The sequence below is a fragment of the Leclercia sp. Marseille-Q4284 genome (assembly GCF_916618945.1).
Classification (GTDB): Bacteria; Pseudomonadota; Gammaproteobacteria; order Enterobacterales; family Enterobacteriaceae; genus Enterobacter; species Enterobacter tamurae.
In genome coordinates, this window is record NZ_CAKAKG010000001.1 from 1,248,148 (window position 1) to 1,273,679 (window position 25,532).

Sequence of the window (25,532 nt, forward strand, 5' to 3'; positions counted from 1 at the left end):
ATCGTGCGCATGTTTTGCCAACCTTATAGGGTGTAAATCGTAAAAGAATCATACTGACATGCCACCTAAAGCCCAACGCATACCGCACGCTCTCACCGCGCACGGTGACACGCGTATCGACAACTATTACTGGTTGCGCGACGATACCCGCTCACAGCCGGAGGTACTGGACTACCTCCATGATGAAAATGACTATGGTCGCAGGGTCATGTCGACGCAGCAGGCGCTGCAGGACCGTCTGCTCAACGAAATGGTCGAGCGCGTCCCGCAACGTGATGTCTCAGCGCCCTGGAGTCGCAATGGCTATCGATACCGGCACATCTATGAGCCCGGGAACGAATACGCCATCTATCAGCGCCAGTCGGTGCTCTGCGCCGAGTGGGAAGAGTGGGAAACGCTGCTGGATGCTAACCAGCGGGCCTCGCATAGCGAGTTTTATACCCTGGGCGGCATGGCGGTTTCGCCGGATAACGCCATTATGGCGCTGGCCGAAGACTACCTCTCCCGACGGCAGTACGGACTCCGGTTCCGCAACCTGGAGTCCGGGAACTGGTATCCCGAGATGCTCGATAACGTCTCCCCCGATTTTATCTGGGCCAACGACTCGGAGACGGTCTACTACATTAAAAAGCATGCCACCACGCTGCACCCCTTTCAGGTCTGGCGACATACGGTAGGCACTGCGTCCACCAGCGACGAGCTGGTCTATGAGGAGAAAGACGAAACCTTTTACGTCAGCCTGCATAAGACCACCTCGAAACACTACGTGATTATCTTCCTCGCCAGCGCCACGACGACCGAGGTGTTGCTGCTGGATGCCGAGCTGCCGGACGCTCAGCCCCTGTGCTTTATGCCGCGGCGCAAGGATCACGAATACAGCCTCGACCACTTCCAGCACACCTTCTATTTGCGCTCCAACCGGGAGGGAAAAAACTTTGGCCTCTACAAAACCAAAGTGCGCGATGAACGCAAATGGGAAGTGCTGATCCCACCCCGGGATCAGGTGATGCTCGAAGGCTTTACCCTGTTTACCGACTGGCTGGTGGTGGAAGAGCGCCAGCGCGGGCTGACCAGCCTGCGGCAGATCAATCGCAAAACCCGGGAGGTGATCGGGATCGCCTTCGACGATCCCGCCTACGTCACCTGGATCGGCTATAACCCCGAGCCGGAAACATCGCGTCTGCGCTACGGCTACTCCTCCATGACCACGCCGGACACCCTGTTCGAGCTGGATATGGATACCGGGCAACGCAAGGTGCTGAAGCAGGCCGAGGTCAAAGGCTTTAACGCTGAACTCTACCGCAGCGAGCACGTCTGGATTGTGGCCCGGGACGGCACCGAAGTCCCGGTCTCGCTGGTCTACCATAAGCACCATTTCCGCAAAGGCAAAAACCCGATCCTCATCTACGGCTACGGCTCGTATGGCTCCAGCATCGATGCCGATTTCAGCAGTAGCCGCTTAAGCCTGCTCGACCGGGGCTTTATCTTCGCTATCGCCCATATCCGCGGCGGCGGCGAGCTGGGGCAGAAGTGGTATGAAGACGGCAAGTTCCTGAAAAAGAAAAACACCTTCAACGACTATCTCGATGTCTGCGATGGGCTGCTCGAGCTGGGCTATGGCGACAGGAAACAGTGCTTCGCGATGGGGGGCAGCGCAGGCGGCATGCTGATGGGCACCGTGATTAACGAACGTCCGGGGCTGTTTAAAGGCGTGGTGGCGCAGGTGCCCTTTGTCGATGTGCTGACCACCATGCTGGATGAATCCATCCCGCTGACCATCGGGGAGTACGAGGAGTGGGGCAACCCGCAGGATGCAACCTACTACCGCTACATGAAAGGCTACAGCCCCTACGATAACGTCGAGGCGAAAGCCTATCCGCATATGCTGGTTACCACCGGCTTGCATGACTCCCAGGTACAATACTGGGAGCCCGCAAAGTGGGTGGCGAAACTGCGTGAAATGAAAACCGACGATAATTTACTGCTGCTCTGCACTGATATGGATGCCGGACACGGCGGGAAATCCGGGCGCTTTAAATCCTATGAAGGGGTGGCGCTGGAATATGCGTTTATTGTCGGCCTGGCGCAGGAGACATTGACCAGCCGGTCCGGCGAGGCGGATCAGGATCCGCCCAGATAGTGCTTTAACGTCAGACGCAGCTCGGGGCTCATTCTGTCGAGGTTGTTATACAGCCAGCGCAGATAGCCCGGATCTTTGTCTGCCACTTCTGCCACCGGTTTCCCGCGGTATTTACCGAAGGTGAAGGTGGTCAGCAGCGCCGGTCGTCCGGTGATGTCGGCCATCTCATCCGGGGTCCAGCCGGTGGTATTCATGATATCAATCAGCAACGCGGCGGTAATATAGCAGTCGTACAGGGCGCGGTGATGATGCAGCCCTTCCGGCGTTCTGACGCTGAGTTTGCGCGACTTATAGAGCGCCATGTTGCTGTATTTGATGCCCGGCCATACGCGCCGGGCCAGCTTCATGGTACAGATCCATTCTCCCGGCATCTCGGGCAGAACGCGGCGATCGAAGCTGGCGTTATGGGCCACATACCACTGGCTGCCGTGGTAATGCGGGATCACCTCTTCAATCCAGGGTTTGTCAGCCACCATCGCCTCGGTGATGCGGTGAATAGCCATCGCCTGCGGGCTAATAGGGCGATCCGGACGCACCAGATGGCTGCATGGATTGACGATCTGCCCGTTCACAACATCGACAGACGCCACTTCCACAATCCCTCCCTGCAGATCGCAGGTTTCGGTGTCGATGACACGTAGCATGGCTCTCTCCTGGCCGTAAAAGGTTTAGCGTAATGGAATGATCTCGCCTTGCCAACTCTGCTCCACATACCGACCCGTTAATAACACCTCTCCGGAATCGGCGCGAAGGATTAACTGCCCCCGGGCATCCCACAGGGCGCTACCGCCGTCGTGATTCGCCACCAGCACCGCAATCCCATAGCGGTGGGCAAAACGCTGCCACTGCGCAAATGAGGCGGGCCTCTCCGCTTCACTCACCGCCATACCGCGGGTAAACAGCGTGGCGTTGGGGGTGATATTGGGCGGCTCGGCGTGGGCATCGACAAGGGAGAGGCCGCTGTGTCGGCTCTCCAGACAGGCACCTGCACCATGCGGGTAGAAAATGGCCTGCGGCTGATCCGGGCTCAGCCACGCCAGCCCACGCTGACGCTTGCCGTTATCTTCCACCGTGATCCCGGCAATCACCGAGACGTTACACGCCTGGGCAGCCTCGTGCAGCGGCGCGATCTGCTGGTGAGCGGGTGGGGCAGGGAGTTGGCTGTCTGGTAAGACCGGGCCGGTTAACGAGAGTTCCGGAAAGAGCAGCAAATTGCACTGCTGGTGTGCGGCGGCGGTGATAAAACGTAGATGGTGTGATACGTGGTCGTCCACGCAATGATGGGTCGGCTGGTACTGAGCAGCCGCAATAGTCCAGTGAGACATCGTGATTTCCTTATGCACGGAGTCGCAGAGATTCATAAAGCCCCTGAATGAATCAGGGCTTTGTATCCTGGCATAATCTGTGTAAGGAACTGTAACCCGGCGTAAGGTTATTTAACTTTCGGCTCCCACGGCAGGCGCGAAAGGGTCACAGAGGTCAATCGATGTGCAATCAGACGCTGGCGAAACCAGTCGCGCAGATGCGCCGGTTGTTCCCGCTCTACCACCTCAGCGATAACCGGCATATTGTAGCGCTCTTTAAATGCCACGCCCGCTGCGGCTAAATCCACATTCACTTTGTCCATCTCCTCCTGGGGGAGGGTGGCGAGATTAATCTTCATAACCGTCTCCTTCATTTGCGGGCCAACGTTACCCAAACGGCGGCCTATTGACAAGTCCGGGCAGGATGATCCTCGACTGGAACATTATACAGAGTTATCCTCTGACAATCAGGCATAACAAAAAGGAATGTATGTGATGGCGATGCGCCTTTCCCGTGCTGTCTGCACGCTGACTCTGTTGTTGACGACGCTGACAACCCCGGTTGTCTTTGCCCATGCCCATTTAAAGCATCAGTACCCCGCGGCCGATGCTGCCCTGGACGCGGCGCCGCAGGCACTGACGCTTAACTTCTCCGAGGGGATCGAACCGCGGTTTAGCGGCGTTTCCGTCAAGGATGATAAACAGCAGCCCGTTGAAACCGGAGCGGTAAAACGCAACGAAAAAGATCCGACCCAGTTGATCGTGCCGATGGCGTCATCCCTGACGGCAGGCACTTACCAGGTGGACTGGCACGTGGTCTCCGTGGATGGTCATAAAACCCGGGGTAGCTACCGTTTTAGCGTGAAGTAAATGCTGGCGTTCTGCTACGTTACGCTGCGCTTTGTCCATTTTTCCGCCCTGATGCTGCTGTTCGGCAACGCCCTGTACAGCGCCTGGCTGGCGCCTCTCTCCCTGCGGCGTTTACTGACGCGGCGCTTTCGCCGTCGGCAAAAAGCGATTGCGCTTATCGGTCTGCTCTCAGCCCTGATCATGCTGGCGCTGCAGGGTGGAATGATGGGCAATGGCTGGCAGGATGTTATCAGCCCGGGCACCTGGCAAGCGGTGCTGACCACGCAGTTTGGTCGGGTCTGGCTATGGCAGATGATGCTGGCCTTCGTAACCGTCTGGATTGCCTGGCTGGAACCCCGCAAAGCCGCGCCCCTGCTGCTGCTGTTTACCGCCGCGCAGTTTATCCTGCTGGCGGGAACCGGGCATGCGGCGATGCATGAGGGCATTCTGGGCAGGGTGCAGCGCAGTAATCATGCCCTGCATCTGCTGTGTGCCGCTGTCTGGCTGGGGGGCTTAATGCCGCTGCTGTTTTGCCTGCGCCTGTCGCGCGGGCGCTGGCGGGAGGCCGCTATCCTCACCATGATGCGCTTCTCACGCTACGGTCATCTGGCCGTCGCCGGGGTCTTACTCACCGGGGCGATCAATACCCTGCTGATCCAGGGCTGGGCACTGCCGTGGCACTCAGAATGGGGACGACTGCTGTTGTTGAAATGTGCGCTGGTGGCAATGATGGTGGTAATTGCCCTGGTGAATCGGTATGTTCTGGTGCCGCGATTTCGTTCCGGCGACGGACGTGAGCAACGTTATTTTATCAGGATGACGCAGACTGAGGTTGTGCTGGGGGCGCTGGTTCTGGCGGCAGTCAGCCTGTTCGCGACCTGGGAACCCTTCTGACGAGGTGGAACACAATGAAAAAAACCGTACTTTCTCTTTTATTGCTGGCCTGTTCCGGCACGGCGCTGGCGGCACCGCAGGTGATCACCGTTAGCCGGTTTGAAGTGGGTAAAGACAAATGGGCGTTTAACCGGGAAGAGGTGATGTTGACCTGCCGTCCGGGTCATGCCCTGTATGCCATCAACCCGAGTACCCTGGTACAGTATCCGCTGAATGATGTAGCGCAGCAGCAGGTCGACAGCGGTACAAGCAAAGGCCAGCCGATCGCGATTATCCAGGTTGATGACCCGGCCAACCCAGGACAGAAAAAGAGTCTGGCGCCGTTCATTGAGCGCGCCAATACGCTCTGCTAGCTTTCCGTTTCCAATAAAAAAACCGCAGGCTTCTCTTCGGAAGCATTGCGGTTTTTGTGTTTAAGGACAGGCTAACGCTTTTTTTCAGGCCACTTTTGCTGCGGACTGGAAAACCTGGCGTCGTCATCTATTCTTAAAGTGCAAGGCGACTTAGCCTGCATTAATGCCAACTTTTAGCGCACGGCTCTCTCCCAAGAGCCATTTCCCTGGACCGAATACAGGAATCGTATTCGGTCTCTTTTTATCTGTTGAAAGTAAACGCATTTTCCTGTTGCGGACTTTAACAGTTGGGCAACATCCTCTGTTATTCCTTAAACCATACCACACTACGCCCGGCGGAAGTCCAGCGCTTTTTAGCGCTTGTGTTAAATTTTTGCCTGTTACCGATGAAAGCAGGTATTAGCAGCTAAACCGGGTGTGGATAGCCTGTTCAATCTCATCCAGCAGCTGAAAACGACGGCGATATTCAGCGCGTTTCTTACTGGCAATGCTCTCCAGCGATTTGCGCTCCATACCGGATGGCAGCGCCCAGCGGAAGGCATTGTCCTGCTTAGCGCCCAGTGAGGCCCAGAACTCATCGTAACTGGCGTGCAGGTGGCGGCCTTTACTCAGCCGGTATCGCAGGGCGCGAAAGACATGGCCCTCGTCGCTGACGCCATAAAGGGCGCTGATACCTGACTGCTTCGCCAGATTGAAAACGGCTTCCAGCAGGATACGTTTAGGAAACAGACCATAACAGGCGCGGGTAGCGTTTTTGATCGTCTCCCGGCCGACATCCCGGCGCGGCCCCTGCAGGCCACCAATCACCAGCGCGCTGCGCCCGTTTTCCGCGATCACGCTGAAGGTCAGGCTCGCCAGCAGGGTATTATCCCCGGCGCGTAACCAGAGTGTGGTTTCACCCTCGCGCTCGGCCTTCACCGCGGAGGTGGCATAGATCGTATAGCTGGCCTCCTCTTTGGTGGCGAACTGCAGCAGCGGAAGCGGCGTCGGGCTGGTAAAGAGGTGAGCCAGGCCGCTATCCGGCAGGGCATCAATCCAGGCATAGTGGTGCAGGATCGCACCGGCGCGCTCACCGGCCGACAGTCCGCGAGTGAGATACTGGCGCTGGGTTTTCACCGGCAGCGTCGGCTGCGCCTTCAGCAGGGTTGAAAAGTCATCCCGACGGGCGATCGTCTCCAGCATACGGGTGGTCGAAGACCAGAACAGCAGGGTGCGCAGGAAGAATTTCAGCCGGTAATCGCGTTTCTGCCATAGCGGCCCGGGCGTAAGATCGCCTTTCGCCAGCGCGAGAATAACGGATGAACGGTGCGCGTATGGCACCTCAGCAGGCAGGATAGTATTTGACACGATGAAGGCCTCTTTATAATTCTGCGATTATCTTAAAGGTCATCGGATAATGATTTAACCGTTGCTAAGCCTTTATTTCCGCTTCGTTTAATATCGATTGAGGTTATTAAACCGCACACCTTCTTGCCTCCTCAGTGGTCCATTCCGCAGCGACTATACTGATCCTGAGGAGGCGCTATGTATCTAAAACTTGATGGTCACAACTGGCGACACGTCTGGGTGGTAAGCGATCTTCACGGCTGTTATCAACTGCTTATGGATGAAATAAAGCAGCGACATCTTAATCCGTATGAGGATTTACTTATTTGCGTCGGCGATCTGATCGATCGCGGGCCGGACAGCGTGAAATGCCTGCAGTTATTAAATGAAAACTGGTTTTATGCGGTGCGTGGCAATCATGAGCAGATGGCGCTGGATGCCCTGCATAATAAGAGCTTTGGACTCTGGTTAATGAATGGTGGCGTCTGGTTTGCCGAATTAAAGGGCGAACAGCGGCAGCAGGCTGTGGATCTGTTCAGGCGTTGCGAAACGCTGCCGTGGATTATCGAAATCACCTGCGCTAACGGCGTGAACGTGATTGCCCATGCCGATTACCCGTCATCGCAGTATCACTGGGATAAACCGGTCGCGAAGCAACCCATTTTGTGGAACCGGGACCGCCTGCGGGACTTAATGAACGGCCATAAGGAGGGAATTGCCGGAGCCGATCACTTCTGGTTTGGCCATACGCCGCTAAGTAAGCGGTTTGATTGCCAGAACCTGCACTATATCGACACCGGAGCGGTGTTTGGCGGGTCGTTGACCCTGGCGCAGCTGCAGTGATCAGAGGTCGGAATACTCCTGCGCCGGACGCCAGAAGCCATCGATAAAATCCTCTACCGGATAGCACCCGCCGTGGCGGATCCGCTGATCGTCCATCGAAGCCTCACACTGGATTTCGGTACGGTAAACGTCCACGACCAGGTCTTCGCAACCCGCGTCCAGATAACAGATAAACAGCACCAGTGCGTACATCATGCCCCTCAGCATTCACTATCGTATTAATATTGTAGGGGATGATTCAGGGAAGGGGGAAAAAGACAGACAAATAACCCGCCTGCGGGCGGGTTCTCTCTGAATCATGCAAGGCGCATGATCCAGGCATCGGACTGGTGATCGTAATGCTCGCGGTATAGCACGGAGTGTTCGCCATCGAGGAGAGCCGGGACGCTGGTGTCTGCATCCCAGGCGTCGAGCTGCATGCACAGATCGGGATCGGACTTGCAGGGGATGGTTAACGTTCGCTCGCCCTGCGTATCGCCGTTTAACTCGGCATCATCGATTTCGAATGCGCCAATGCGCACATTGGTTTTCGTCATAATGCTCTCCATAAACTCACTGTGGTCTGGTACGACCAGTATAGTCGCCCACTTTTCAGCCTGGTCAATGAAGAGCAAAAGCGCCAGTAAAAAAGTGCCTTTTTTTAGCTCGCGTCGCCGTTACCGGTAAACAGACGACCGTCGCGAACCAGTTCGCGTGGGTAACTATTTTTCAGACGCGAGCCCACTCTTTTCGCCAGCCCGATGGGAAAACCCTGATACGTCACTACCGCATCATCCCCGGCAGGGCTCTCCTGCGGCCAGACATCACGGCCGCGATACCACTCTTCGGCTTCCTGCTGGGTTAAGGCAAAGGTATTGTCCTTGCCAGCCAGGGCGATCACTGCTTCATGCTGCCAGCGGTAACCTTTGTTGTGGGTTTCGGCCAGCCGAATGCCGAGGCGGGAGAAGCGCACTTTACCGATCAGCGGCTCAATCCCGGTCGGGAATAACCACACCTCTTTGTCGCGTTGCCACAGGCGCAGATTATCGCCCCACTGCAGACCTGCCAGATTTGCCGCAGCGGCGATCTGCCCGGCTTCACGGGTTTTGAGCGGCGTGAACGGGAAGTTGCCGACCTTAAATTTCGGGGCAGGCAGCGGCGCGATAGCGGCAGTTTTACGCAACCTTGCCACGAAGAAGCCTTCACAGTCGTAGATATGCGGGAAGACGTGCAGGAAGCCTTCCGGGGTAACGCATTCACCGGCGCTGGCGAACAGGTCATTTAGCGGCAGGAACTCTACGGCGTCGGGATACTGTTCCTGTAACCACAGGCAGACCGCTTCGTTCTCGTCGCGGTTAAGGGTACAGGTAGAGTAGACCAGGGTGCCGCCGGGGCGCAGGGCATGGAAAGCGCTGTCGATCAGCTCGCGCTGGGTGGCGGCGATCTCCAGATTGCTGGCGACGGACCAGTTCTTCAGCGCGTCGGGATCTTTGCGTACCACCCCTTCGCCGGAGCAGGGGGCGTCCAGCAGGATCGCATCGAAGGCTTCCGGCAGGGCGGCACCGAACACGCGGCCATCAAAATGGGTTAACGCCACGTTGCTGATCCCGCAGCGGCTGATGTTGGCATGCAGCACCTTAACGCGGCTGGCGGAGAACTCATTGGCGAGGATCGCCCCCTGATTATTCATCCGCGCAGCGATTTGGGTCGTTTTGGAGCCAGGGGCTGCCGCCACGTCCATCACCCGGGCGGGTGCGTTGTCGTCGGCAAACAGCGCGGCAACCGGCAGCATGGAGCTGGCTTCCTGAATGTAAAACAGCCCGCTCAGGTGCTCGGCGGTGCTGCCCAGCGGCAGGGCTTCTTCGTCGTCACGGTCGATCCAGAATCCCTCTTCGCACCACGGAACCGGGGTGAGTTGCCAGCCGTACGGGGCAACAAGCGTGAGGAAATCCGCCACGCTGATTTTCAGGGTATTGACGCGCAGGCTGCGGCGCAGCGGCCGCTGACAGGCAGCGATAAACGCATCGAGAGCGAGAGGGTCAGGCAGAGCCTGGCGCATTTGCGCCAGAAATTCATCTGGCAGATAGACGGGACGTTGAGACACGAGCGCACCACAGGGAGTAAAAGAGGCGCGCAGTGTACCATAAAGGCTCCGGTGGGTTGCACCGGAGCGCAGGCATTAACGTGGCAGGGCGGTTCCCCAGCTGCGCCACTCTTTCGGCTCGCTCTCCTGCAGCAGGAAGTGCTTGCCGGGTTGAGATTTCGGCGCCAGCGGCGTACCCGGCGGCGTCGCGAAGGCGATCCCCCCACGGATAAACTGATTAAAGGTCCCGGTTTTCACCACGCCGCCGGTCAAACCGAAATCGAGCGAGTAGCCGGAGGCCAGCCAGAAGACCGAGTTGTTACGTACCAGATGCTGATAACGATCGCTGATGCGCAGGGCTACCATCACTCGATCGGAGAGCGTCCCCAGCGTCAGGCCGGTCACCGTACCCACTTCCATTCCGCGGAACAGCACCGGCGTACCGATATCGAGCGATGCCGCATCCGGGACCTCCACCACGATGCTCAGGCCATCGAGATAGCGTGAATCGGTGATGGTCGCTTCCTGCAGCTCAAAGTCACGACGCGACTTGCCCTGTCCCGGCTCGACGTTGATGTAGGGCTGGAGGATGGTATCCAGATGCTCAACACCCGCGGCAGAAATCTGCGGGGTGACCACTGAGAAACGCGTCCCGGCGCGGGCAAAGTTATCGACATATTCCGGGTACAGTACCGCCGTGGCCTGCACTTCATTGCGGGCGGTAATCAGTTTCAGGCTCTGGACCTGACCGATATCAATCCCCAGGTAGCGCACCGGCATCCCTTCTGCGAGCTTGCCCGCATCAAAGGCGTGCAGGGTGATCTGGCTGCCCACCGCGCGCGCAGCGGTTTCAGACGGATAGAGGATCCGCTTGTCACCCTTACGCTGACTGGCGCTGGCGCCGCTCAGGTTATCAAAGCTGATGGCACCACGCAGGGCGCGGGAGAGCGGGGAGGCCTGCACCGTCAGCCCGCTGCCGTTAAGCTGCACTTTGGCCCCGCCTTCGGCCCAGAACACGCTGTTGCTGGTGAGCAGCTTGCGGTATTCCGGTTTGATATGCAGTTCGATATCAAAGGCATTGGCGCGCGGGCGGACCAGGATTACTTCACCTACTTCGAATTTGCGATACAGCACTACCGAGCCCGCCTGCACGTCCGGCAGGGTATCGGCCACCAGCGTAAGGGTGGTGGTCGGCAGATCGCTCAGGCTGTTTTCCAGGGCTTTGTCCAGGTTGGCATACAGCGGATAGCTGTCGCGCATGGCGCCTTTCTCACCGGGCAGGATACGGATCCCGCCGCTGATCCACTCGCTGGCGCTGGCCGCCAGGAACTCGACGCCGTCGAGCCCGACTTTGACATCCACCCGACTGTTGACCACAAATTTACTGTCGCCATGCACCAGCTCGCGGTACTCCGGGTCAATTGCCACCTCAAAGGTGACCCCTTTGCTGGTTAACGATCGCTCAAGCACCTGTCCAATCTGCACGCCATGCAGGATCAGCGGCTGACCAGCATCGATACCGTAGCTTTCCGGGGCGCTGAGGGTCACGGTCAGGACGCCGGGTTTTTGTAACAGCGCCTTATCGGCTGGGGCGATGACAAACTGGTTAACCGGTTCGCCGCCGCCGGGGATCAGCTCAAAGGTACTGCCGGTGAGCAGGCTGCTGACGCTGGGGTTGCTGAGGGACAGTTTAGGACTACGCATTTCGATGCGCGTTTTTTCCCGCAGCAGATCCACCACGCTCGGGTCAACGGTCATTTCACCGGTCACCAGACCGCCCGGATTCAGCGTCATTTTGGTGAGTTGCCCCACCTGGAGCCCCTGATACATCAGCGGGGTGGAGTCAGCTTTCAGACCATCCGCAGAGGGCAGGGTCAGCTTGACGATCACGCCGCGCTGGCTGTGGGCCAGATCTTTGTATAAACCGAAATCATCTTCCTGGGTGGCAGGCTCTGATCCCTCCGGGGAATCGAAGGCGATGGCACCATTCACCAGCGCCGCGAGGCTTTCCAGCTTCACTTTGGCTCCGCTCAGGCTGAGGTCGGCATCAACCCCGGAGACATTCCAGAAACGGCTGCCTTTTTTTACCAGCGAGGTGAAGCGGCGTTCGATCAGCACGTCGATGGTCACCCCCTGCTTATTAGGGGTGATGGCGTAGTCATAGACGCGACCGACGGGGATCTTGCGGAAATAGACCAGCGACCCGCTGTTCAGGGAGCCCAGATCCGGCGCGTGCAGATGAATCATCAGATCGCCGTTGTTGAGTCGGTATTTCGGCTGCGTATCCAGGGCGGTAAAGTGATCCTGTGGCTCACCTTTGCCCGGCATCATGCCGATATAGTTACCGCCGACCAGCGCATCCAGCCCGGAGACCCCTGCCAGAGAAGCTTTCGGCGTCACCAGCCAGAACTGCGTCTCTTCCCGCAGGGCATCCTTCATATCGGACTTGATGCTGGCACGAACCTCAATTTTATTCAGGTTCTTGTCCAGGGAGATATCCTGAACGGTGCCCACCTCAACCCCCTGGAAACGCACGGGCGTACGGCCCGCAACGATGCCATCGGCGCTCTGGAAATCAATGGTAATGGTATTGCCGCGATCTTCATAACTGGTCCAGATTAACCAGCCGGCGATCATCAGAGCGATAACCGGCAGTAACCAGAAAGGCGAAATACGACGTTTTGTTTTAACTCGCGCTTCAGTCGGCGAAGCTGGCGTTTCCTGACTCATGTGCATCCCAAAGTAAGCGGCTATCCAGCCATTCCACTGCAAGAATAGTCAATATCACCGCAGTGCCAAAATAGAGCGCTGCGGGTCCCATAGTAAAAGCAAGGAGCTGATCGCGATTGATCAGCGACATCATCAACGAAATAACAAACAGATCCAGCATTGACCACCGGCCAATCCAGGTAACGAAACGCAACAGCAGTATGCGGGTTCTCAGCCCCTGTTCACATTTGAAATGAATACTGATGAGCAAAGTCAGCATCACGATGACTTTGGTAAAGGGCACCAGAATACTGGCGATGAACACCACGGCCGCGACGGCGATGTTGCTCTGCGCCAGCGAGACGATGCCCGACATAATGGTATCTTCCTGGCGCGCCCCGTTAACGTAAATCACCGAGATGGGCAGCAGGTTAGCCGGTAACAGCAGCACCAGCGAGGCGATCAGCGCCGCCCAGCATTTTTGCAGGCTGTTGTGGCGGCGCAGGCGCAGCGGAATATGGCAGCGCGGGCAGCGGCCGCGCCCGTCGGGCAGCCCGGTATAGTGACAGCCCAGACAGACCCGTAAATCGGTATTGTAGCGGGTGGCGGGGCGCTGGGGATAAAACCGCTCCCAGAGCTGCTCCACGTTCAGGTGAATCATGGTCAGAATGCTCAGGATCACCAGCGCGATAAAGGCAAACAGGCCGCTTCCCGGCTGCAACCAGGCATAATCCTGCACTTTGATCGAGGCGACGACGATCCCCACCAGGTAGATATCGAGCATCACCCACTCTTTGAGCCTCTCGAGCATCAGCAGCACCGGGCGCAGGTTCATCCCCAGAATATTGCCCAACCACAGGTAGGCGATAGCGGCCACCAGCACCACCGGCGCGCCAACGGTACAAAACAGCACCATCGAGGCGGTCAGCGGATCGCCCTGTTGGGTCATCTGCCAGATCCCCTGCAGCAGGTTGGCGTCGATGCGCACCCCTAACAGGTGCAAACTAAGCAGCGGTTCGCTCCAGGCAAAGGGCATCAGCAGCATCATGGTGACGGCCATCGCGGCCAGCCGCGTCAGGGACCAGTCACGGCCATCGCGGATTTTTGCGTCGCAGCGCGGGCAGAAAGCACTTTGGTGTGATTTCATCTTTGGCAACGTAAAAAGCGTATCGCATTGGGGACAACGCTGATAATGTGCACGAGGCAGCGCATCGCCGACCGCATGCACAGTTATCTTCTTCGCCGGTGTTATTTTCGGTGTTTTAAGAGCCATCGGTCGCGCTAAAAAAGGATAGTTAATAGTTATCTTAACTCATGAATGGATTCATCTTGAGCATGAACGTAAATAAAGCTTATTTTAATAGGCTATGCTGTAATTTTGTAAGACAACCAAGTGATTGAATAATGAGCAAAACAGAATTCTACGCGGATTTGAACCGTGACTTTCAGGCATTGATGGCCGGAGAAACCAGTTTTTTAGCCACCCTGGCGAATACCAGCGCGTTACTCTTTGAACGTCTGTCTGATGTGAACTGGGCCGGTTTTTATCTGCTGGAAGGCGAGACGCTGGTGCTGGGTCCTTTCCAGGGCAAACTGGCCTGCGTACGCATTCCGGTTGGGCGCGGCGTGTGTGGTACCGCGGTCGCGCAGGACCAGGTGCAGCGTGTTGATGACGTCCACGCGTTCGACGGGCATATTGCCTGCGACAGCGCCAGCAATGCTGAAATCGTACTTCCTCTGAAAGTGAATAATCAGATTATTGGTGTACTGGATATCGATAGCACGGTCTTTAATCGCTTTACCCACGAGGATGAGCAGGGGCTGCGCGAGCTGGTGGCGAACCTTGAGAACGTCCTCGCCGCGACCGATTATCATAAATTCTTTGCGAGCGTCGCAGGATAATCAACGGATAACGTAGCATTTAGCGATGGCGTCATTATAATGACGCCTGTTCATGCCTGCGGCTTGTCGGCAACGTCCGTTGTAATCAGGAAATTTCATGGAAAATCAACCTAAGTTGAATAGCAGTAAAGAAGTTATCGCGTTTTTGGCCGAACGTTTTCCACAATGTTTTAGTGCCGAAGGCGAAGCTCGTCCCCTGAAAATTGGTATTTTTCAGGATCTGGTAGAGCGTGTTGAAGGTGAGATGAACCTCAGCAAAACCCAACTCCGCTCCGCCTTACGTCTTTATACTTCGAGCTGGCGTTACCTGTACGGTATCAAAGCAGGCGCGACACGTGTCGATCTCGACGGCAACCCTTGCGGTGTGCTGGATGAGCAGCACGTAGAGCACGCCCGTAAGCAGCTCGAAGAAGCCAAAGCGCGCGTTCAGGCCCAGCGTGCTGAACAGCAGGCGAAAAAGCGCGAAGCTGCCGCGGCCAATGGCGAAGAAGAAGCGCCTCGCCGCGATCGCAAGCCACGTCCTGCACCGCGTCGCAAAGAGAACACCGAGCGTAAGCCACGTGCTGAGCAACCAGCGGCAAAAGCCCCGCGTGCGCCTCGTGAAGAGCCACGCCATACCCCAGTTTCTGACATTAACGCCCTGAGCGTGGGTCAGTCTCTGAAGGTGAAAGCGGGTAACAATGCTATGGATGCCACCGTACTGGAAATCACCAAAGATGGCGTTCGTGTACAGCTGACTTCTGGTCTGTCAATGATTGTACGCGCAGAACACTTGTTGTTCTAAAACGGAGGCCAGGCCCGGCATGAACACATTTTTTAAGCTCACCGCGCTGGCTGGCCTGTTTGCAATAACAGGCCACGCCTTCGCTGTGGACGAGATTACGCGTGTCGATCAAATTCCGGTATTAAAGGAAGAGACCCAGCACGCAACGGTCAGTGAGCGCGTCACATCGCGCTTCACCCGTTCGCACTATCGTCAGTTCGACCTCGACCAGGCTTTTTCGACAAAAATTTTCGACCGCTATCTGAACCTGCTGGACTACAGTCATAACGTCCTGCTGGCCAGCGATGTCGAACAGTTTGCCAAAAAGCAGTCTGAGGTGGGCGACGAGTTACGCAGCGGCAAGTTGGACCTGTTCTACGACCTGTATAACCTGTCGCAGAAACGCCGTTTCGAGCGCTATCAGTACGCGCTTAAGGTGCTTGAACGTCCGATGGACTTCACGGGTAACGACACCTTTAATCTTGACCGCAGTAAGTCGCCGTGGCCGAAAGATGAAGCCGAGCTGAATGCGCTGTGGGACAGCAAAGTCAAATACGACGAGCTGAGCCTCAAACTCACCGGTAAAGATGAGAAAGAGATCCGCGAAACGCTGACCCGTCGCTACAAATTTGCCATTCGTCGCCTGGCGCAGACCAACAGTGAAGATGTGTTCTCGCTGGCGATGACGGCCTTCGCACACGAAATCGATCCGCACACCAACTATCTCTCTCCGCGCAATACCGAGCAGTTCAACACCGAAATGAGCCTCTCCCTTGAAGGGATCGGCGCGGTGCTGCAGATGGATGACGATTACACCGTGATCAACTCCATGGTTGCCGGGGGCCCGGCCGCCAAGAGCAAGGCGATAAGCGTCGGCGATCGCATTGTGGGTGTCGGTCAGGTTGGCCAGACGATGGTCGATGTCATCGGCTGGCGTCTGGATGATGTGGTTGCCCTGATCAAGGGGCCGAAAGGCAGCAAAGTCCGTCTGGAAATTCTGCCTGCCGGTAAAGGCACCAAGACCCGTATCGTTACCCTGACCCGCGAGCGTATCCGCCTGGAAGATCGCGCGGTGAAAATGACGGTGAAAACCGTGGGTAAAGACAAGGTCGGCGTGCTGGATATCCCTGGTTTCTACGTTGGCCTGACGGATGACGTCAAGGTTCAGCTGCAGAAGCTGGAAAAACAAAACGTTAAGAGTGTAATTATCGATCTACGTACCAACGGCGGCGGCGCCCTGACTGAAGCGGTTTCGCTTTCAGGCCTGTTTATTCCGTCCGGTCCGGTGGTACAGGTACGCGACAACAACGGTAAAGTGCGTGAAGATGCCGATACCGATGGTGTTGTTTACTATAAAGGTCCGCTGGTGGTGCTGGTCGATCGCTTCAGCGCCTCGGCATCCGAAATCTTTGCCGCCGCGATGCAGGATTACAATCGTGCTCTGGTGGTTGGCGAACCGACCTTTGGTAAAGGTACGGTGCAGCAGTATCGTTCCCTGAACCGCATTTACGATCAGATGCTGCGCCCGGAATGGCCGGCGCTGGGCTCGGTACAGTACACCATTCAGAAGTTCTATCGTGTGAATGGCGGCAGTACCCAGCGTAAAGGCGTGACCCCGGATATCATCATGCCGACCGGGACCGAAGAGACGGAAACGGGTGAGAAGTTCGAAGATAACGCGTTGCCGTGGGATAGCGTTAACGCTGCCACCTACGTGAAGTCAGGCGATATTACCCAGTTTGGTCCGGCGCTGTTGAAACAGCACGACGAACGCATCGCCAAAGATCCTGAGTTCCAGTACATCATGAAGGATATTGCCCGTTTCAACGCCCTGAAAGCGAAACGCAATATCGTCTCTCTGAACTACGCTCAGCGTCTGAAGGAGAACGAAGAGGATGATGCAACACGTCTGGCGCGTATCAATGACCGCTTCAAACGTGAAGGTAAGCCACTTCTGAAAAAACTGGATGACCTGCCGAAGGATTACCAGGAGCCCGATCCGTATCTTGATGAGACGGTGAAGATCGCCATTGACCTGGCGCAACTGGAAAAAGACCATCCTGCCGGAAACCCCGCCCCGGCGAAATAATCCCCCAGACAGGCACAAGAAATTGTGCCTGTTTTTTTGTTAACAGCATTCTGCCGTCAGCCAGTCATTTCATTATGTAAAGTTGTGTCTTTCTGGTGACTTACGCCCTTCCAACGCTTGAAAATACGCTGAATACCCATACGATGTGGGTAATCGCATAGTGCGTTTTGTTAAATCGAGGTTAAAAGAATATTATGATGCGAATCGGGCTCTTCCTGCTCACCAACCTTGCGGTGATGGTGGTGTTCGGGCTGGTACTTAGCCTGACAGGAATTCAGTCGAGCAGCATTCAGGGCTTGCTGATCATGGCGCTGCTGTTTGGTTTTGGTGGCTCATTTGTCTCGCTGCTGATGTCCAAGTGGATGGCGCTCAAGTCCGTGGGTGGCGAGGTTATTGAACAGCCGCGTAACGATATGGAACACTGGCTGATGACCACCGTGGCGAATCAGTCTCGCCAGGCGGGCATTAAAATGCCACAGGTGGCGATTTATCACGCTCCGGATATCAACGCTTTTGCTACCGGTGCGCGTCGCGACGCCTCTCTGGTTGCGGTCAGTACCGGCCTGTTGCAAAACATGAGCCGCGACGAAGCCGAGGCGGTTATTGCCCATGAGATCAGCCACATCGCTAACGGCGATATGGTAACCATGACCCTGGTGCAGGGCGTGGTGAACACCTTCGTTATCTTTATCTCACGTATTATCGCGCAGATTGCCGCAGGCTTTATGGGCGGGGATCGTGAGGAAGGCGAAGCAAGTAACGGCAACCCGCTGATCTACTTTGCGGTCTCAATGGTGCTGGAACTGGTGTTTGGTATTCTGGCGAGCATTATCACCATGTGGTTCTCCCGTCACCGTGAGTTCCATGCGGATGCGGGCTCTGCCAAACTGGTGGGCCGCGAGAAGATGATTGCCGCGCTGCAGCGTCTGAAAACCAGCTATGAGCCGCAGGAGGCTTCCAGCATGATGGCGTTCTGCATCAACGGTAAATCGAAATCGCTGAGCGAACTGTTCATGTCTCACCCACCGCTGGACAAGCGTATCGAAGCGCTGCGTAGCGGCGATTACCTGAAGTAACGGCTTCGGCCACGAATAAAAAAGCGCGTCTTCGGACGCGCTTTTTTTTATGCCTGCGAACGTGGCTGCGTCACCCGCAATCCGCTGATGATGGCCGCGACGGTAGCCAGCGTGCCGGCGGTCAGCAGCGCCAGGTGCGTGCCGCTTTGCCCGGCCAGATTAAACATTAAGGCTACCAGCGCCGCACCGGTACTTTGTCCCAGCAGGCGCGCCGTGCCCAGCATTCCGCTGGCCCCGCCGCTGCGATGACGGGGGGCGGCGGTAATAATGGTATGGTTGTTCGGCGACTGGAACAGACCAAAACCCGCCCCGCACAGCATCATCCGCCAGATGATATCCAGATCCTGTGGTGCTGCGGGCAGCAGGGCGAGAGCAAAAAGCCCGGTTGCCATTATCACCATCCCCAGCGCGCCCAGTAGTCCCGCATGCACACGCTCAATCAGATAGCCTGCCAATGGGGCCATCACCATGGTGGCCAGCGGCCAGGGGGTTAACAGCAGACCGGTTTCCACTTCCGAGCGGCCAATCACGCTCTGCAGAAAGAAGGGCAGAGAGACCATGGCCAGCATCTGCGCGCAGAAGGAGCAGATCGAGGTGCCGATGGAGAGCGAAAAGAGCGGGATTCGCAGCAGATCCACCGGCAACAACGGCACCGGCAGGGCCAGCTGACGGCGCACGAACAAGAAACCCACCACCAGCAGCGCCACCACCTCGCCAGCGATCAACCTCAGGGATTGCCCCTGGGCGAAACCGCTCAGGGCGGTGATCAGCAGGCCAAAGGTAAGGGCGTTCATTATCGCGCTCGGCAGGTCGAATTTAGGCATGCTGCTTTTTGGGCCGTTGGCGGGTAAGTAGCGCAGGGCGAACAGCAGGGCCACGATCCCCAGCGGGACGTTGATTAAGAACAGCCACTGCCAGGAGGCCACCGAGAGGATCGCTGCGGCAATGGTCGGGCCCGCTGCCGAGGAGACGGCGACAATAAAGGAGTTGATCCCCATTCCCCGGCCCAGATGTCGCTGCGGGTAGATAAGCCGAATCAGCGCGGTATTAACGCTCATCAGCGCCGCGCCGCCAAATCCCTGAGCGATGCGTGCCAGAGTCAGGGTGTGCAATGTGTCCGAAAGGGCGCAGAACAGGGAGGTCAGGGTAAAGACCGCCAGTCCGCACTGATAAACCCGGCGGTAGCCAAACATGTCCCCCAGAAACGAGAACGACAGCAGGGAGATGACAATCGCTATCTGGTAGGCGTTAACGATCCAGATCGAACTGGCAGGGGAAGCATTCAGGTCGCTGGCGATAGTCGGCAGGGCGACGTTGGCAATGGCACCATCCAGTACGGCCATTGAAATACCGATGATAATGGTCGCAATCGCACCATAGCGCTGCGGTAACGGCAGGCCATCTGTGAGGGTTTTTATCATGAGAATGAATGAGCAATAGGGGTTATTATTAACAGGGTAACGATATTAACACTGTTATTTCGGTTATATGTCGCAGATTTGTAACCAGGTTCGCCAGGATTGATTGCAGCAATGCGGCGGCGAATTTATAATAAAAACCGGTTCTGAATTTTATAAAACACTTGCGTTGAGGTGATTAATGGCAATCGCGGATTTGGATAAACAGCCAGATTCTGTTTCTTCTGTGTTAAAGGTGTTCGGCATCTTGCAGGCGCTTGGCGAAGAGCGCGAAATTGGTATTACTGAGCTGTCCCAGCGTGTGATGATGTCAAAAAGCACCGTTTACCGCTTTTTGCAGACCATGAAATCACTGGGTTATGTTGCACAGGAAGGCGAGTCTGAAAAATACTCCCTGACCCTGAAGCTTTTTGAACTGGGCGCACGCGCGCTGCAGAACGTCGATCTGATCCGTAGCGCTGATATTCAGATGCGCGAACTCTCTCGTCTGACGAAAGAGACGGTGCACCTCGGTGCGCTGGATGAAGACAGCATTGTCTACATCCATAAGATCGACTCCATGTATAACCTGCGCATGTATTCACGCATTGGTCGCCGCAACCCGCTGTACAGTACCGCTATCGGTAAAGTCCTGCTGGCCTGGCGCGACCGTGAAGAAGTGAAGCAGATCCTCGAGAACGTCGAGTATAAACGCAGCACTGAACGCACCATCACCACCACCGACGAGCTGTTAGCGGTGCTGGATAAAGTGCGTGAGCAGGGTTATGGCGAAGATAACCAGGAGCAGGAAGAAGGCTTGCGCTGCATCGGCGTACCGGTATTCGACCGCTTCGGTGTGGTGATCGCTGGCCTGAGTATCTCCTTCCCGACGCTGCGTTTCTCTGAAGAGCATCTGCACGAATATGTGGAAATGCTGCACACGGCGGCGCGGAAGATTTCTGAGCAGATGGGTTACAACGACTATCCGTTCTGAGTTGTTCCTGCATAAAAAAACGCTGCCATCTGGCAGCGTTTTTTATGCTTTGCGTTAGCCGTTATCGACCACGATTTCGCTCTTTCGCAGCAGCGGGCAGCGGGAGAGACCGATGATACCGCTATCAGAGTGAATATACTGCGCGGTGCTGAACCCGCGCGCGGTGAGGTACTGGCATTGAATCCCCAGCCCGGCAGCATTCTCTTTACTGCCTGTCAGCACGCCGTAGCCTGCGAGCAGTAAACCTGTCCAGATCAATGCTATAACAATCAGTGTGCGAATAAAAAAGCGCATTATTGCCTCATTTTTTTAATGACTGCCGCCCAGCCTAACCCATACTTTCACGTTAACAAGTCTATGATTCCGAAAGGCTCGTCTTCACGTTACAGTTAGGCATGGTTTAAGTTGTGCATGATAACCTGGCATCAGGCAGTTATGGGACGGAGAGTGGAGTGAAAAAAATACGCTGGGTGATTCTGGTGCTGGTATTGGTGGCCTGTGTGTTGCTCTGGACGCAGACCATCAACGTGATGTGTGACCAGGATGTACAGTTCTTTAGCGGTATTTGTTCTATCAATAAGTTTATCCCCTGGTAACAGGCATTTTTATCGCAAATGATTTCCTTCCTTAACGCGAGTGGTAATATGAGCGTTTTTATTGGGGGGTGAAATGGGTGAGTTAGTGAATTCCGGGATGCTTAATGTGGTATCTCTGGCGATCTCGGTGGTATTGCTGGTAGTGGGGCTGGTGGTGTGGTTTTTCGTCAACCGTGCAAGCTCCCGTACCAATGAGCAAATTGAACTGCTGGAAACATTAGTCGATTTGCAGAAACGACAGAACGCGCTGCTGCGCCGCCTGTGCGAAGCCAATGAACCGGAAGAGAAAGAAGCACCAAAAGCGGCAGAAGAGACGGCTAACAGCCAGGACGATGACTTTATTCGTCTGGTAGCTGAACGCTAACCAGTCAGGGGAGGTGAGTATGGCCTGGAGCAATCCTTGGTATAACGCCTCCCTCGCGCATCATACCCCGCAGGGTTTTCGCAATACTGATGGATCTGAGCACCAGCCCGGCGATGTCGAACGCTGGCAGAAAGAACGCAAAGCCGCCGGCCTGCCGAAACCGCCCGAACAGGGCTACGATCGGTTTATCCGCCAGTGGTGGCAACCTGTCACCCTGAATACCCATGAAGAAGACGGCGTCTGGTGGTTGGGTCATGCCAGCCTGCTGCTGCGTCTGAACGGGAAGTATATTCTCACCGATCCGGTTTTTTCCCGTCGCGCCTCCCCGGTCTCCTTTGCCGGACCTGTCAGAAAAACGCCGTCGGTGATGAGCGTCAAGGCACTCCCGCCGCTCGATGCGTTGGTCATCTCCCATAATCATTTTGATCACCTGGACTCGGCCACGATCCGCCAGCTTCTGCGACGTTTTCCGCAGCTCACCTTTTTTGTGCCATTGGGCCTGGGGGAGTGGTGCCGTCGGCGCGGGGCCAGGCAGGTCGTCGAGCTGGACTGGTGGCAAAGCTACGTCTTTGAGGGGATGGTGTTCACCGCCGTCCCGGCACAGCACTGGAGTATGCGCACCCTGTGGGATCGCAACCGCTCGCTATGGTGTGGCTGGGTCTTTGAGGGGCAAAAACAGCGTTTCTGGTTCAGCGGCGATACCGGCTACACCCCGGAGCTGCTGACCATACCGCAACGGCTGGGAAAACTGGATACCATTGCGATACCCATTGGCGCATATGCACCACGCTGGTTCATGGCGGTTCATCATATGGATCCGCAGTCGGCGGTGGCGCTCTGGCAAAAGCTGGGCATGCCGAAGGCGATCCCGATCCACTGGGGCGTATTTGAGCTGACGGACGAATCGCTGGATGAACCGGTGAGAGAGCTCTCTCAGGCCCTGAGGGATTTATCGCTGCCGGACGATAACTTTCAGCCCTTACGAATTGGTCAATATTTATCCATATAAACTATTATGTGTTCGGTTAGTACATATTCCGTATTAAACCGACGCGGATCATATTTTATTTTAATCGAAACGTTTTGATTGCCTTTTTTTGAAGCAGGTTCATAAAAATATCATTATTTTGGTGCATAGCGACAATCAACGTTGCGGTGTATATAAGTTAAACAAGCGAAGCGCTCGATGCTGTTTTTTTTGACGTAAACAAATGCCTGCCGTTACGATTAAATGAGCATAACTTCGTACCAAATGTTCTAACGTAAATAACCGCATCACGAAATCGGCCTCGCTTGCTGGACGATATGAAGTTAATGGTCTAAGGTAAAAAAGTCTTTGATAACAGCGTCTACCCTGACGGTTACTGATCGAGCAACATACGGGCTATGTATACACGTAAGTGCATTACTGTGCAGATTGTGGCAAATCAGTCCCTGAATTTGTGCGGCTGATCGAGACACGTTTAAAAATGGCTTGCCATTATTTAAGTTGTGTGTGATAACACGGTTTGGGTCAAACGAGGTACAGTTCTGTTTATGTGTGGCATTTTCAGTAAAGAAGTCCTGAGTAAACACGTTGTCGTTGAATACCGCTTCTCTGCCGAACCTTATATTAGTGCCTCATGCAGTAATGTCTCAGTTTTATCTCAGTGAATGCCCGCGGGCGAAGAAAACATTCTAAGGAATTTTGCAAATGGCAAAGATTAAAGGTCAAGTTAAGTGGTTCAACGAGTCTAAAGGTTTTGGTTTCATTACTCCTGCTGACGGCAGCAAAGATGTGTTCGTACACTTCTCTGCAATCCAGGGTAACGGCTTCAAAACTCTGGCTGAAGGCCAGAACGTTGAGTTCGAAATTCAGGACGGCCAGAAAGGTCCGGCTGCTGTTAACGTAACCGCTATCTGATCGAACACCTGCCTAATCTGAAGCGTTTCGACGTTTCAGTTGCAGAGATAAAGCCTCGCCTGTGCGGGGCTTTTTAATGCATTTTTTTCAAAGTGTTACCACCTGCGTCTCTGTTTGCAGTTTGTTGCAAAGCTGCGAGAGTATTAGCATTGTTTTCCCCATCAGGGTGCAAATTTGCCGTTAAATCAGGGCGTTGTTATTCAGCCCTGGAGCTCTGGTGAAAAAGAAACCCTTCAATCCCGCAGCAAACTTCACCCCAATACGTTTTGCCCTTCTCTGTCTGGCCATCTTTGGCAGCCTGGTCTTCCTGCTGGGGCGCGTCGCCTGGTTGCAGATTGTTAAACCGGACCCGCTGGTCAAGCAGGAGGATATGCGCTCACTGCGGGAAGTCGCTATTAACGCCCCGAGAGGGATGATTGTCGACAGGGAAGGGCGGCCGCTGGCGGTGAGCGTGCCGGTGCAGGCGGTATGGGCCGATCCGCAAACGGTACTGGCGAAAGGCGGGGTCGGGTATGACGATCGCTGGCAGGCGTTGGCCAGTGCGCTGCATTTGTCGCTCAGCAACCTTGCCGCGCGGATCAACAGCAATCCTCATGGACGTTTTATCTATCTGGCTCGCCAGGTGGATCCCGCTCAGGCCCAGTGGATCGAAAAACTGCATCTGCCGGGTATCAGCCTGCGCGATGAGTCCCGACGGTTTTACCCGGCCGGACACGTGGCGGCCAACCTGATCGGCTTTACCAACATCGACGGGCAGGGAATCGAAGGGATCGAGAAAAGTTTCAACACGCAGCTCACCGGCAAGCCCGGCCTGCGCCGCGTCCGCGAAGATCGCTTTGGTCATGTGATCGAGAATATTACTGAAGTCCCGCCAGTTCCGGCCCATAACATTCAGCTGAGCATTGACGAGCGGTTACAGACTATCACCGAAGATGCGCTGGATAATGCCGTGGCGTGGAACAAGGCGGAGTCGGGCGCGGCAGTGCTGATCAACGTCCAGACCGGGGAGATCCTCGCTATGGCCAGCTTTCCGGACTTCAATCCCAATAACCGTGACGGCGCGACGCTGAATGATTTTCGTAATCGCGCCATCAGCGACACCTTCGAGCCGGGCTCCACCGTCAAGCCGCTGGTGCTGATGACCGCGCTGCAGCAAGGGCTGGTGCAGCCGGACAGCGTTATCGACACCCATCCCTACACCCTGGCCGGACACCGCATCCGCGATGTTGGTTATTACCCGGAGCTGACGCTGACCGGCATCCTGCAAAAATCGAGCGATACCGGCGTGTCCCGCCTCTCGCTGGCGATGCCGATCCAGCGGCTGCTGGATACCTATCATGGGTTCGGCTTTGGTCGCTCTACCGGCCTCGGTTTAACTGGGGAGAGCAGCGGCCTGCTGCCTGAGCGTAAATTCTGGAGTCAGCTCGATCGCGCTACCTTTGCCTTTGGCTATGGCCTGATGGTCACTCCGCTCCAGCTGGCCCACGTCTACGCCACCATTGGCAGCAATGGCCTGGAACGTCCGCTCTCCATCACCCGTATCGATCCGCCGGTTATCGGCACTCAGGTGATGCCCGCATCCATTGTGCAGGAGGTGGAGCACATGATGGAGAGCGTGGCGCTGCCCGGCGGCGGTGGGGTTAAAGCGGCGGTGCGTGATTACCGGGTGGCGGTGAAAACCGGTACCGCGAAGAAAATTGATGACGGTGGCAACTATGTTGATAAATACGTGGCCTATACCACCGGCGTGGCCCCGGCCAGCCGTCCGGTGTTTGCCCTCGCGGTGGTGATCAACGATCCGCAAAACGGGGCCTATTATGGCGGGGCAGTCTCGGCACCGGTGTTCAGCCAGATAATGGGTGACGTGCTGCGCATCGAAAACATCAAACCTGACGGCTTACCGGCCGATTCCAGCCATCTCATCGTAATGCGTTAAGGCCGTTTTATAGCGGGGCGATTAGCGGTACA

Annotated in this window: 26 protein-coding genes and 1 pseudogene; 16 read left to right on the plus strand and 11 right to left on the minus strand. The window is 56.0% G+C overall.

The window, feature by feature from the left end; translation table 11 throughout:
* The first annotated feature begins 58 nt into the window (after positions 1-58).
* Positions 59-2,140, plus strand: coding sequence for an oligopeptidase B (gene ptrB, locus LG383_RS05770; protein WP_225758540.1), 2,082 nt, complete (start codon positions 59-61; stop codon positions 2,138-2,140).
* Here the strand turns inward: ptrB and exoX are convergent.
* From exoX to LG383_RS05785, 3 genes are all read right to left on the minus strand, one after another.
* Positions 2,122-2,784, minus strand: a complete 663-nt coding sequence (exoX, locus tag LG383_RS05775) for an exodeoxyribonuclease X (protein WP_106993313.1) — start codon at positions 2,782-2,784, stop codon at positions 2,122-2,124. The two genes, ptrB and exoX, sit on opposite strands and share 19 nt — an antisense overlap.
* 24 nt (positions 2,785-2,808) lie before the next feature.
* A complete protein-coding gene (locus tag LG383_RS05780) occupies positions 2,809-3,465 on the minus strand; it encodes a carbon-nitrogen hydrolase family protein (protein ID WP_225758541.1) in 657 nt (218 codons plus the stop codon).
* Positions 3,466-3,572: 107 nt separating this feature from the next.
* Complete coding sequence (locus tag LG383_RS05785) at positions 3,573-3,803, minus strand: DNA polymerase III subunit theta (protein WP_032611906.1); 231 nt, start codon at positions 3,801-3,803, stop codon at positions 3,573-3,575.
* Positions 3,804-3,939: 136 nt separating this feature from the next.
* Between LG383_RS05785 and yobA the strand changes: the two genes are divergently transcribed.
* Genes yobA through LG383_RS05800 form a run of 3 tightly spaced genes read left to right on the plus strand, consistent with a single transcriptional unit; the run spans position 3,940 to position 5,540 of the window.
* Positions 3,940-4,314, plus strand: coding sequence for a CopC domain-containing protein YobA (gene yobA, locus LG383_RS05790; RefSeq protein ID WP_225758542.1), 375 nt, complete (start codon positions 3,940-3,942; stop codon positions 4,312-4,314).
* Positions 4,315-5,187: a copper homeostasis membrane protein CopD gene (copD, locus tag LG383_RS05795; RefSeq protein ID WP_225758543.1), complete on the plus strand. Its 873-nt coding sequence runs from the start codon at positions 4,315-4,317 to the stop codon at positions 5,185-5,187. It begins immediately after the preceding gene.
* A gap of 14 nt (positions 5,188-5,201) precedes the next feature.
* Positions 5,202-5,540 (plus strand): YebY family protein, encoded by a 339-nt coding sequence (locus tag LG383_RS05800; protein WP_225758544.1) that lies wholly within the window; start codon positions 5,202-5,204, stop codon positions 5,538-5,540.
* Positions 5,541-5,939: 399 nt separating this feature from the next.
* Here the strand turns inward: LG383_RS05800 and LG383_RS05805 are convergent, their stop codons facing one another.
* Positions 5,940-6,887 (minus strand): VirK/YbjX family protein, encoded by a 948-nt coding sequence (locus LG383_RS05805; RefSeq protein ID WP_106993308.1) that lies wholly within the window; start codon positions 6,885-6,887, stop codon positions 5,940-5,942.
* A 177-nt stretch (positions 6,888-7,064) separates the two neighbouring features.
* On the opposite strand from LG383_RS05805, the gene pphA reads away from it, so the two are divergent.
* Entirely contained in the window at positions 7,065-7,709 is a 645-nt protein-coding gene (gene pphA, locus LG383_RS05810; RefSeq protein ID WP_106993307.1) for a protein-serine/threonine phosphatase, read from the plus strand.
* On the opposite strand, the gene LG383_RS05815 is transcribed toward pphA, so the two are convergent.
* The 5 genes from LG383_RS05815 to yebS form a co-directional block, all read right to left on the minus strand.
* A complete protein-coding gene (locus LG383_RS05815; RefSeq protein ID WP_106993306.1) occupies positions 7,710-7,901 on the minus strand; it encodes a YebW family protein in 192 nt (63 codons plus the stop codon).
* Positions 7,902-8,005: 104 nt separating this feature from the next.
* On the minus strand, positions 8,006-8,245 hold the full coding sequence (locus LG383_RS05820; RefSeq protein ID WP_106993305.1) for a YebV family protein: 240 nt from the start codon (positions 8,243-8,245) through the stop codon (positions 8,006-8,008).
* A 104-nt stretch (positions 8,246-8,349) separates the two neighbouring features.
* Positions 8,350-9,792 (minus strand): 16S rRNA (cytosine(1407)-C(5))-methyltransferase RsmF, encoded by a 1,443-nt coding sequence (rsmF, locus tag LG383_RS05825; RefSeq protein WP_225758545.1) that lies wholly within the window; start codon positions 9,790-9,792, stop codon positions 8,350-8,352.
* A 75-nt stretch (positions 9,793-9,867) separates the two neighbouring features.
* A complete protein-coding gene (locus tag LG383_RS05830) occupies positions 9,868-12,501 on the minus strand; it encodes a PqiB family protein (RefSeq protein WP_106993303.1) in 2,634 nt (877 codons plus the stop codon).
* Positions 12,470-13,753, minus strand: a complete 1,284-nt coding sequence (gene yebS, locus LG383_RS05835; RefSeq protein ID WP_166182775.1) for a membrane integrity lipid transport subunit YebS — start codon at positions 13,751-13,753, stop codon at positions 12,470-12,472. Before yebS ends, LG383_RS05830 begins: the two co-directional genes overlap by 32 nt.
* 131 nt (positions 13,754-13,884) lie before the next feature.
* Here yebS and LG383_RS05840 point away from each other — a divergent pair, with 131 nt between their 5' ends.
* The 4 genes from LG383_RS05840 (at position 13,885) to htpX (ending at position 18,310) form a co-directional block, all read left to right on the plus strand.
* Positions 13,885-14,382, plus strand: a complete 498-nt coding sequence (locus LG383_RS05840) for a GAF domain-containing protein (protein WP_225758546.1) — start codon at positions 13,885-13,887, stop codon at positions 14,380-14,382.
* A 97-nt stretch (positions 14,383-14,479) separates the two neighbouring features.
* The gene (gene proQ / locus LG383_RS05845; protein ID WP_106993300.1) at positions 14,480-15,166 is read left to right on the plus strand and encodes an RNA chaperone ProQ; all 687 of its coding nucleotides are present in this window, start codon (positions 14,480-14,482) and stop codon (positions 15,164-15,166) included.
* 19 nt (positions 15,167-15,185) lie between these two features.
* Positions 15,186-17,234, plus strand: a complete 2,049-nt coding sequence (gene prc / locus LG383_RS05850) for a carboxy terminal-processing peptidase (RefSeq protein WP_106993299.1) — start codon at positions 15,186-15,188, stop codon at positions 17,232-17,234.
* A 194-nt stretch (positions 17,235-17,428) separates the two neighbouring features.
* Positions 17,429-18,310 (plus strand): protease HtpX, encoded by an 882-nt coding sequence (htpX, locus tag LG383_RS05855; RefSeq protein ID WP_106993298.1) that lies wholly within the window; start codon positions 17,429-17,431, stop codon positions 18,308-18,310.
* A 47-nt stretch (positions 18,311-18,357) separates the two neighbouring features.
* Here htpX and LG383_RS05860 read toward each other — a convergent pair whose 3' ends face one another.
* Entirely contained in the window at positions 18,358-19,731 is a 1,374-nt protein-coding gene (locus LG383_RS05860) for an MFS transporter (RefSeq protein ID WP_225758547.1), read from the minus strand.
* A 178-nt stretch (positions 19,732-19,909) separates the two neighbouring features.
* Here LG383_RS05860 and kdgR point away from each other — a divergent pair, with 178 nt between their 5' ends.
* Positions 19,910-20,701 (plus strand): DNA-binding transcriptional regulator KdgR, encoded by a 792-nt coding sequence (gene kdgR, locus LG383_RS05865; protein WP_106993296.1) that lies wholly within the window; start codon positions 19,910-19,912, stop codon positions 20,699-20,701.
* A 54-nt stretch (positions 20,702-20,755) separates the two neighbouring features.
* On the opposite strand, the gene LG383_RS05870 is transcribed toward kdgR, so the two are convergent.
* On the minus strand, positions 20,756-20,995 hold the full coding sequence (locus LG383_RS05870) for a YobH family protein (protein WP_106993295.1): 240 nt from the start codon (positions 20,993-20,995) through the stop codon (positions 20,756-20,758).
* A gap of 158 nt (positions 20,996-21,153) precedes the next feature.
* Between LG383_RS05870 and mgrB the strand changes: the two genes are divergently transcribed.
* From mgrB to ftsI, 6 genes and pseudogenes are all read left to right on the plus strand, one after another.
* The gene (mgrB, locus tag LG383_RS05875) at positions 21,154-21,297 is read left to right on the plus strand and encodes a PhoP/PhoQ regulator MgrB (protein ID WP_103180034.1); all 144 of its coding nucleotides are present in this window, start codon (positions 21,154-21,156) and stop codon (positions 21,295-21,297) included.
* A gap of 73 nt (positions 21,298-21,370) precedes the next feature.
* A complete protein-coding gene (locus LG383_RS05880) occupies positions 21,371-21,661 on the plus strand; it encodes a YebO family protein (RefSeq protein WP_106993294.1) in 291 nt (96 codons plus the stop codon).
* Between the two features lie 19 nt (positions 21,662-21,680).
* Positions 21,681-22,670 (plus strand): MBL fold metallo-hydrolase, encoded by a 990-nt coding sequence (locus tag LG383_RS05885; protein WP_225758548.1) that lies wholly within the window; start codon positions 21,681-21,683, stop codon positions 22,668-22,670.
* Between the two features lie 527 nt (positions 22,671-23,197).
* Positions 23,198-23,342 (plus strand): annotated as a pseudogene (locus tag LG383_RS05890) (DUF2627 domain-containing protein).
* Between the two features lie 12 nt (positions 23,343-23,354).
* Positions 23,355-23,564 (plus strand): transcription antiterminator/RNA stability regulator CspE, encoded by a 210-nt coding sequence (gene cspE, locus LG383_RS05895; RefSeq protein WP_001062678.1) that lies wholly within the window; start codon positions 23,355-23,357, stop codon positions 23,562-23,564.
* A gap of 217 nt (positions 23,565-23,781) precedes the next feature.
* Positions 23,782-25,500 carry a peptidoglycan glycosyltransferase FtsI gene (ftsI, locus tag LG383_RS05900; RefSeq protein WP_225758549.1) on the plus strand — a complete coding sequence of 573 codons (1,719 nt, stop codon included), beginning with the start codon at positions 23,782-23,784 and terminating at the stop codon, positions 25,498-25,500.
* The last annotated feature ends 32 nt before the right edge of the window (positions 25,501-25,532 follow it).

Excerpts from the sequence above, each read along its gene's own strand:
- ptrB (WP_225758540.1), top strand. The coding sequence starts at position 59 with ATGCCACCTAAAGCCCAACGCATACCGCACGCTCTCACCGCGCACGGT.
- exoX (WP_106993313.1), bottom strand. The coding sequence starts at position 2,784 with ATGCTACGTGTCATCGACACCGAAACCTGCGATCTGCAGGGAGGGATT.
- LG383_RS05780 (WP_225758541.1), bottom strand. The coding sequence starts at position 3,465 with ATGTCTCACTGGACTATTGCGGCTGCTCAGTACCAGCCGACCCATCAT.
- LG383_RS05785 (WP_032611906.1), bottom strand. The coding sequence starts at position 3,803 with ATGAAGATTAATCTCGCCACCCTCCCCCAGGAGGAGATGGACAAAGTG.
- yobA (WP_225758542.1), top strand. The coding sequence starts at position 3,940 with ATGGCGATGCGCCTTTCCCGTGCTGTCTGCACGCTGACTCTGTTGTTG.
- copD (WP_225758543.1), top strand. The coding sequence starts at position 4,315 with ATGCTGGCGTTCTGCTACGTTACGCTGCGCTTTGTCCATTTTTCCGCC.
- LG383_RS05800 (WP_225758544.1), top strand. The coding sequence starts at position 5,202 with ATGAAAAAAACCGTACTTTCTCTTTTATTGCTGGCCTGTTCCGGCACG.
- pphA (WP_106993307.1), top strand. The coding sequence starts at position 7,065 with ATGTATCTAAAACTTGATGGTCACAACTGGCGACACGTCTGGGTGGTA.
- LG383_RS05815 (WP_106993306.1), bottom strand. The coding sequence starts at position 7,901 with ATGTACGCACTGGTGCTGTTTATCTGTTATCTGGACGCGGGTTGCGAA.
- LG383_RS05820 (WP_106993305.1), bottom strand. The coding sequence starts at position 8,245 with ATGACGAAAACCAATGTGCGCATTGGCGCATTCGAAATCGATGATGCC.
- LG383_RS05830 (WP_106993303.1), bottom strand. The coding sequence starts at position 12,501 with ATGAGTCAGGAAACGCCAGCTTCGCCGACTGAAGCGCGAGTTAAAACA.
- yebS (WP_166182775.1), bottom strand. The coding sequence starts at position 13,753 with ATGGCTCTTAAAACACCGAAAATAACACCGGCGAAGAAGATAACTGTG.
- LG383_RS05840 (WP_225758546.1), top strand. The coding sequence starts at position 13,885 with ATGAGCAAAACAGAATTCTACGCGGATTTGAACCGTGACTTTCAGGCA.
- proQ (WP_106993300.1), top strand. The coding sequence starts at position 14,480 with ATGGAAAATCAACCTAAGTTGAATAGCAGTAAAGAAGTTATCGCGTTT.
- prc (WP_106993299.1), top strand. The coding sequence starts at position 15,186 with ATGAACACATTTTTTAAGCTCACCGCGCTGGCTGGCCTGTTTGCAATA.
- htpX (WP_106993298.1), top strand. The coding sequence starts at position 17,429 with ATGATGCGAATCGGGCTCTTCCTGCTCACCAACCTTGCGGTGATGGTG.
- LG383_RS05860 (WP_225758547.1), bottom strand. The coding sequence starts at position 19,731 with ATGATAAAAACCCTCACAGATGGCCTGCCGTTACCGCAGCGCTATGGT.
- kdgR (WP_106993296.1), top strand. The coding sequence starts at position 19,910 with ATGGCAATCGCGGATTTGGATAAACAGCCAGATTCTGTTTCTTCTGTG.
- LG383_RS05870 (WP_106993295.1), bottom strand. The coding sequence starts at position 20,995 with ATGCGCTTTTTTATTCGCACACTGATTGTTATAGCATTGATCTGGACA.
- LG383_RS05880 (WP_106993294.1), top strand. The coding sequence starts at position 21,371 with ATGGGTGAGTTAGTGAATTCCGGGATGCTTAATGTGGTATCTCTGGCG.
- LG383_RS05885 (WP_225758548.1), top strand. The coding sequence starts at position 21,681 with ATGGCCTGGAGCAATCCTTGGTATAACGCCTCCCTCGCGCATCATACC.
- cspE (WP_001062678.1), top strand. The coding sequence starts at position 23,355 with ATGGCAAAGATTAAAGGTCAAGTTAAGTGGTTCAACGAGTCTAAAGGT.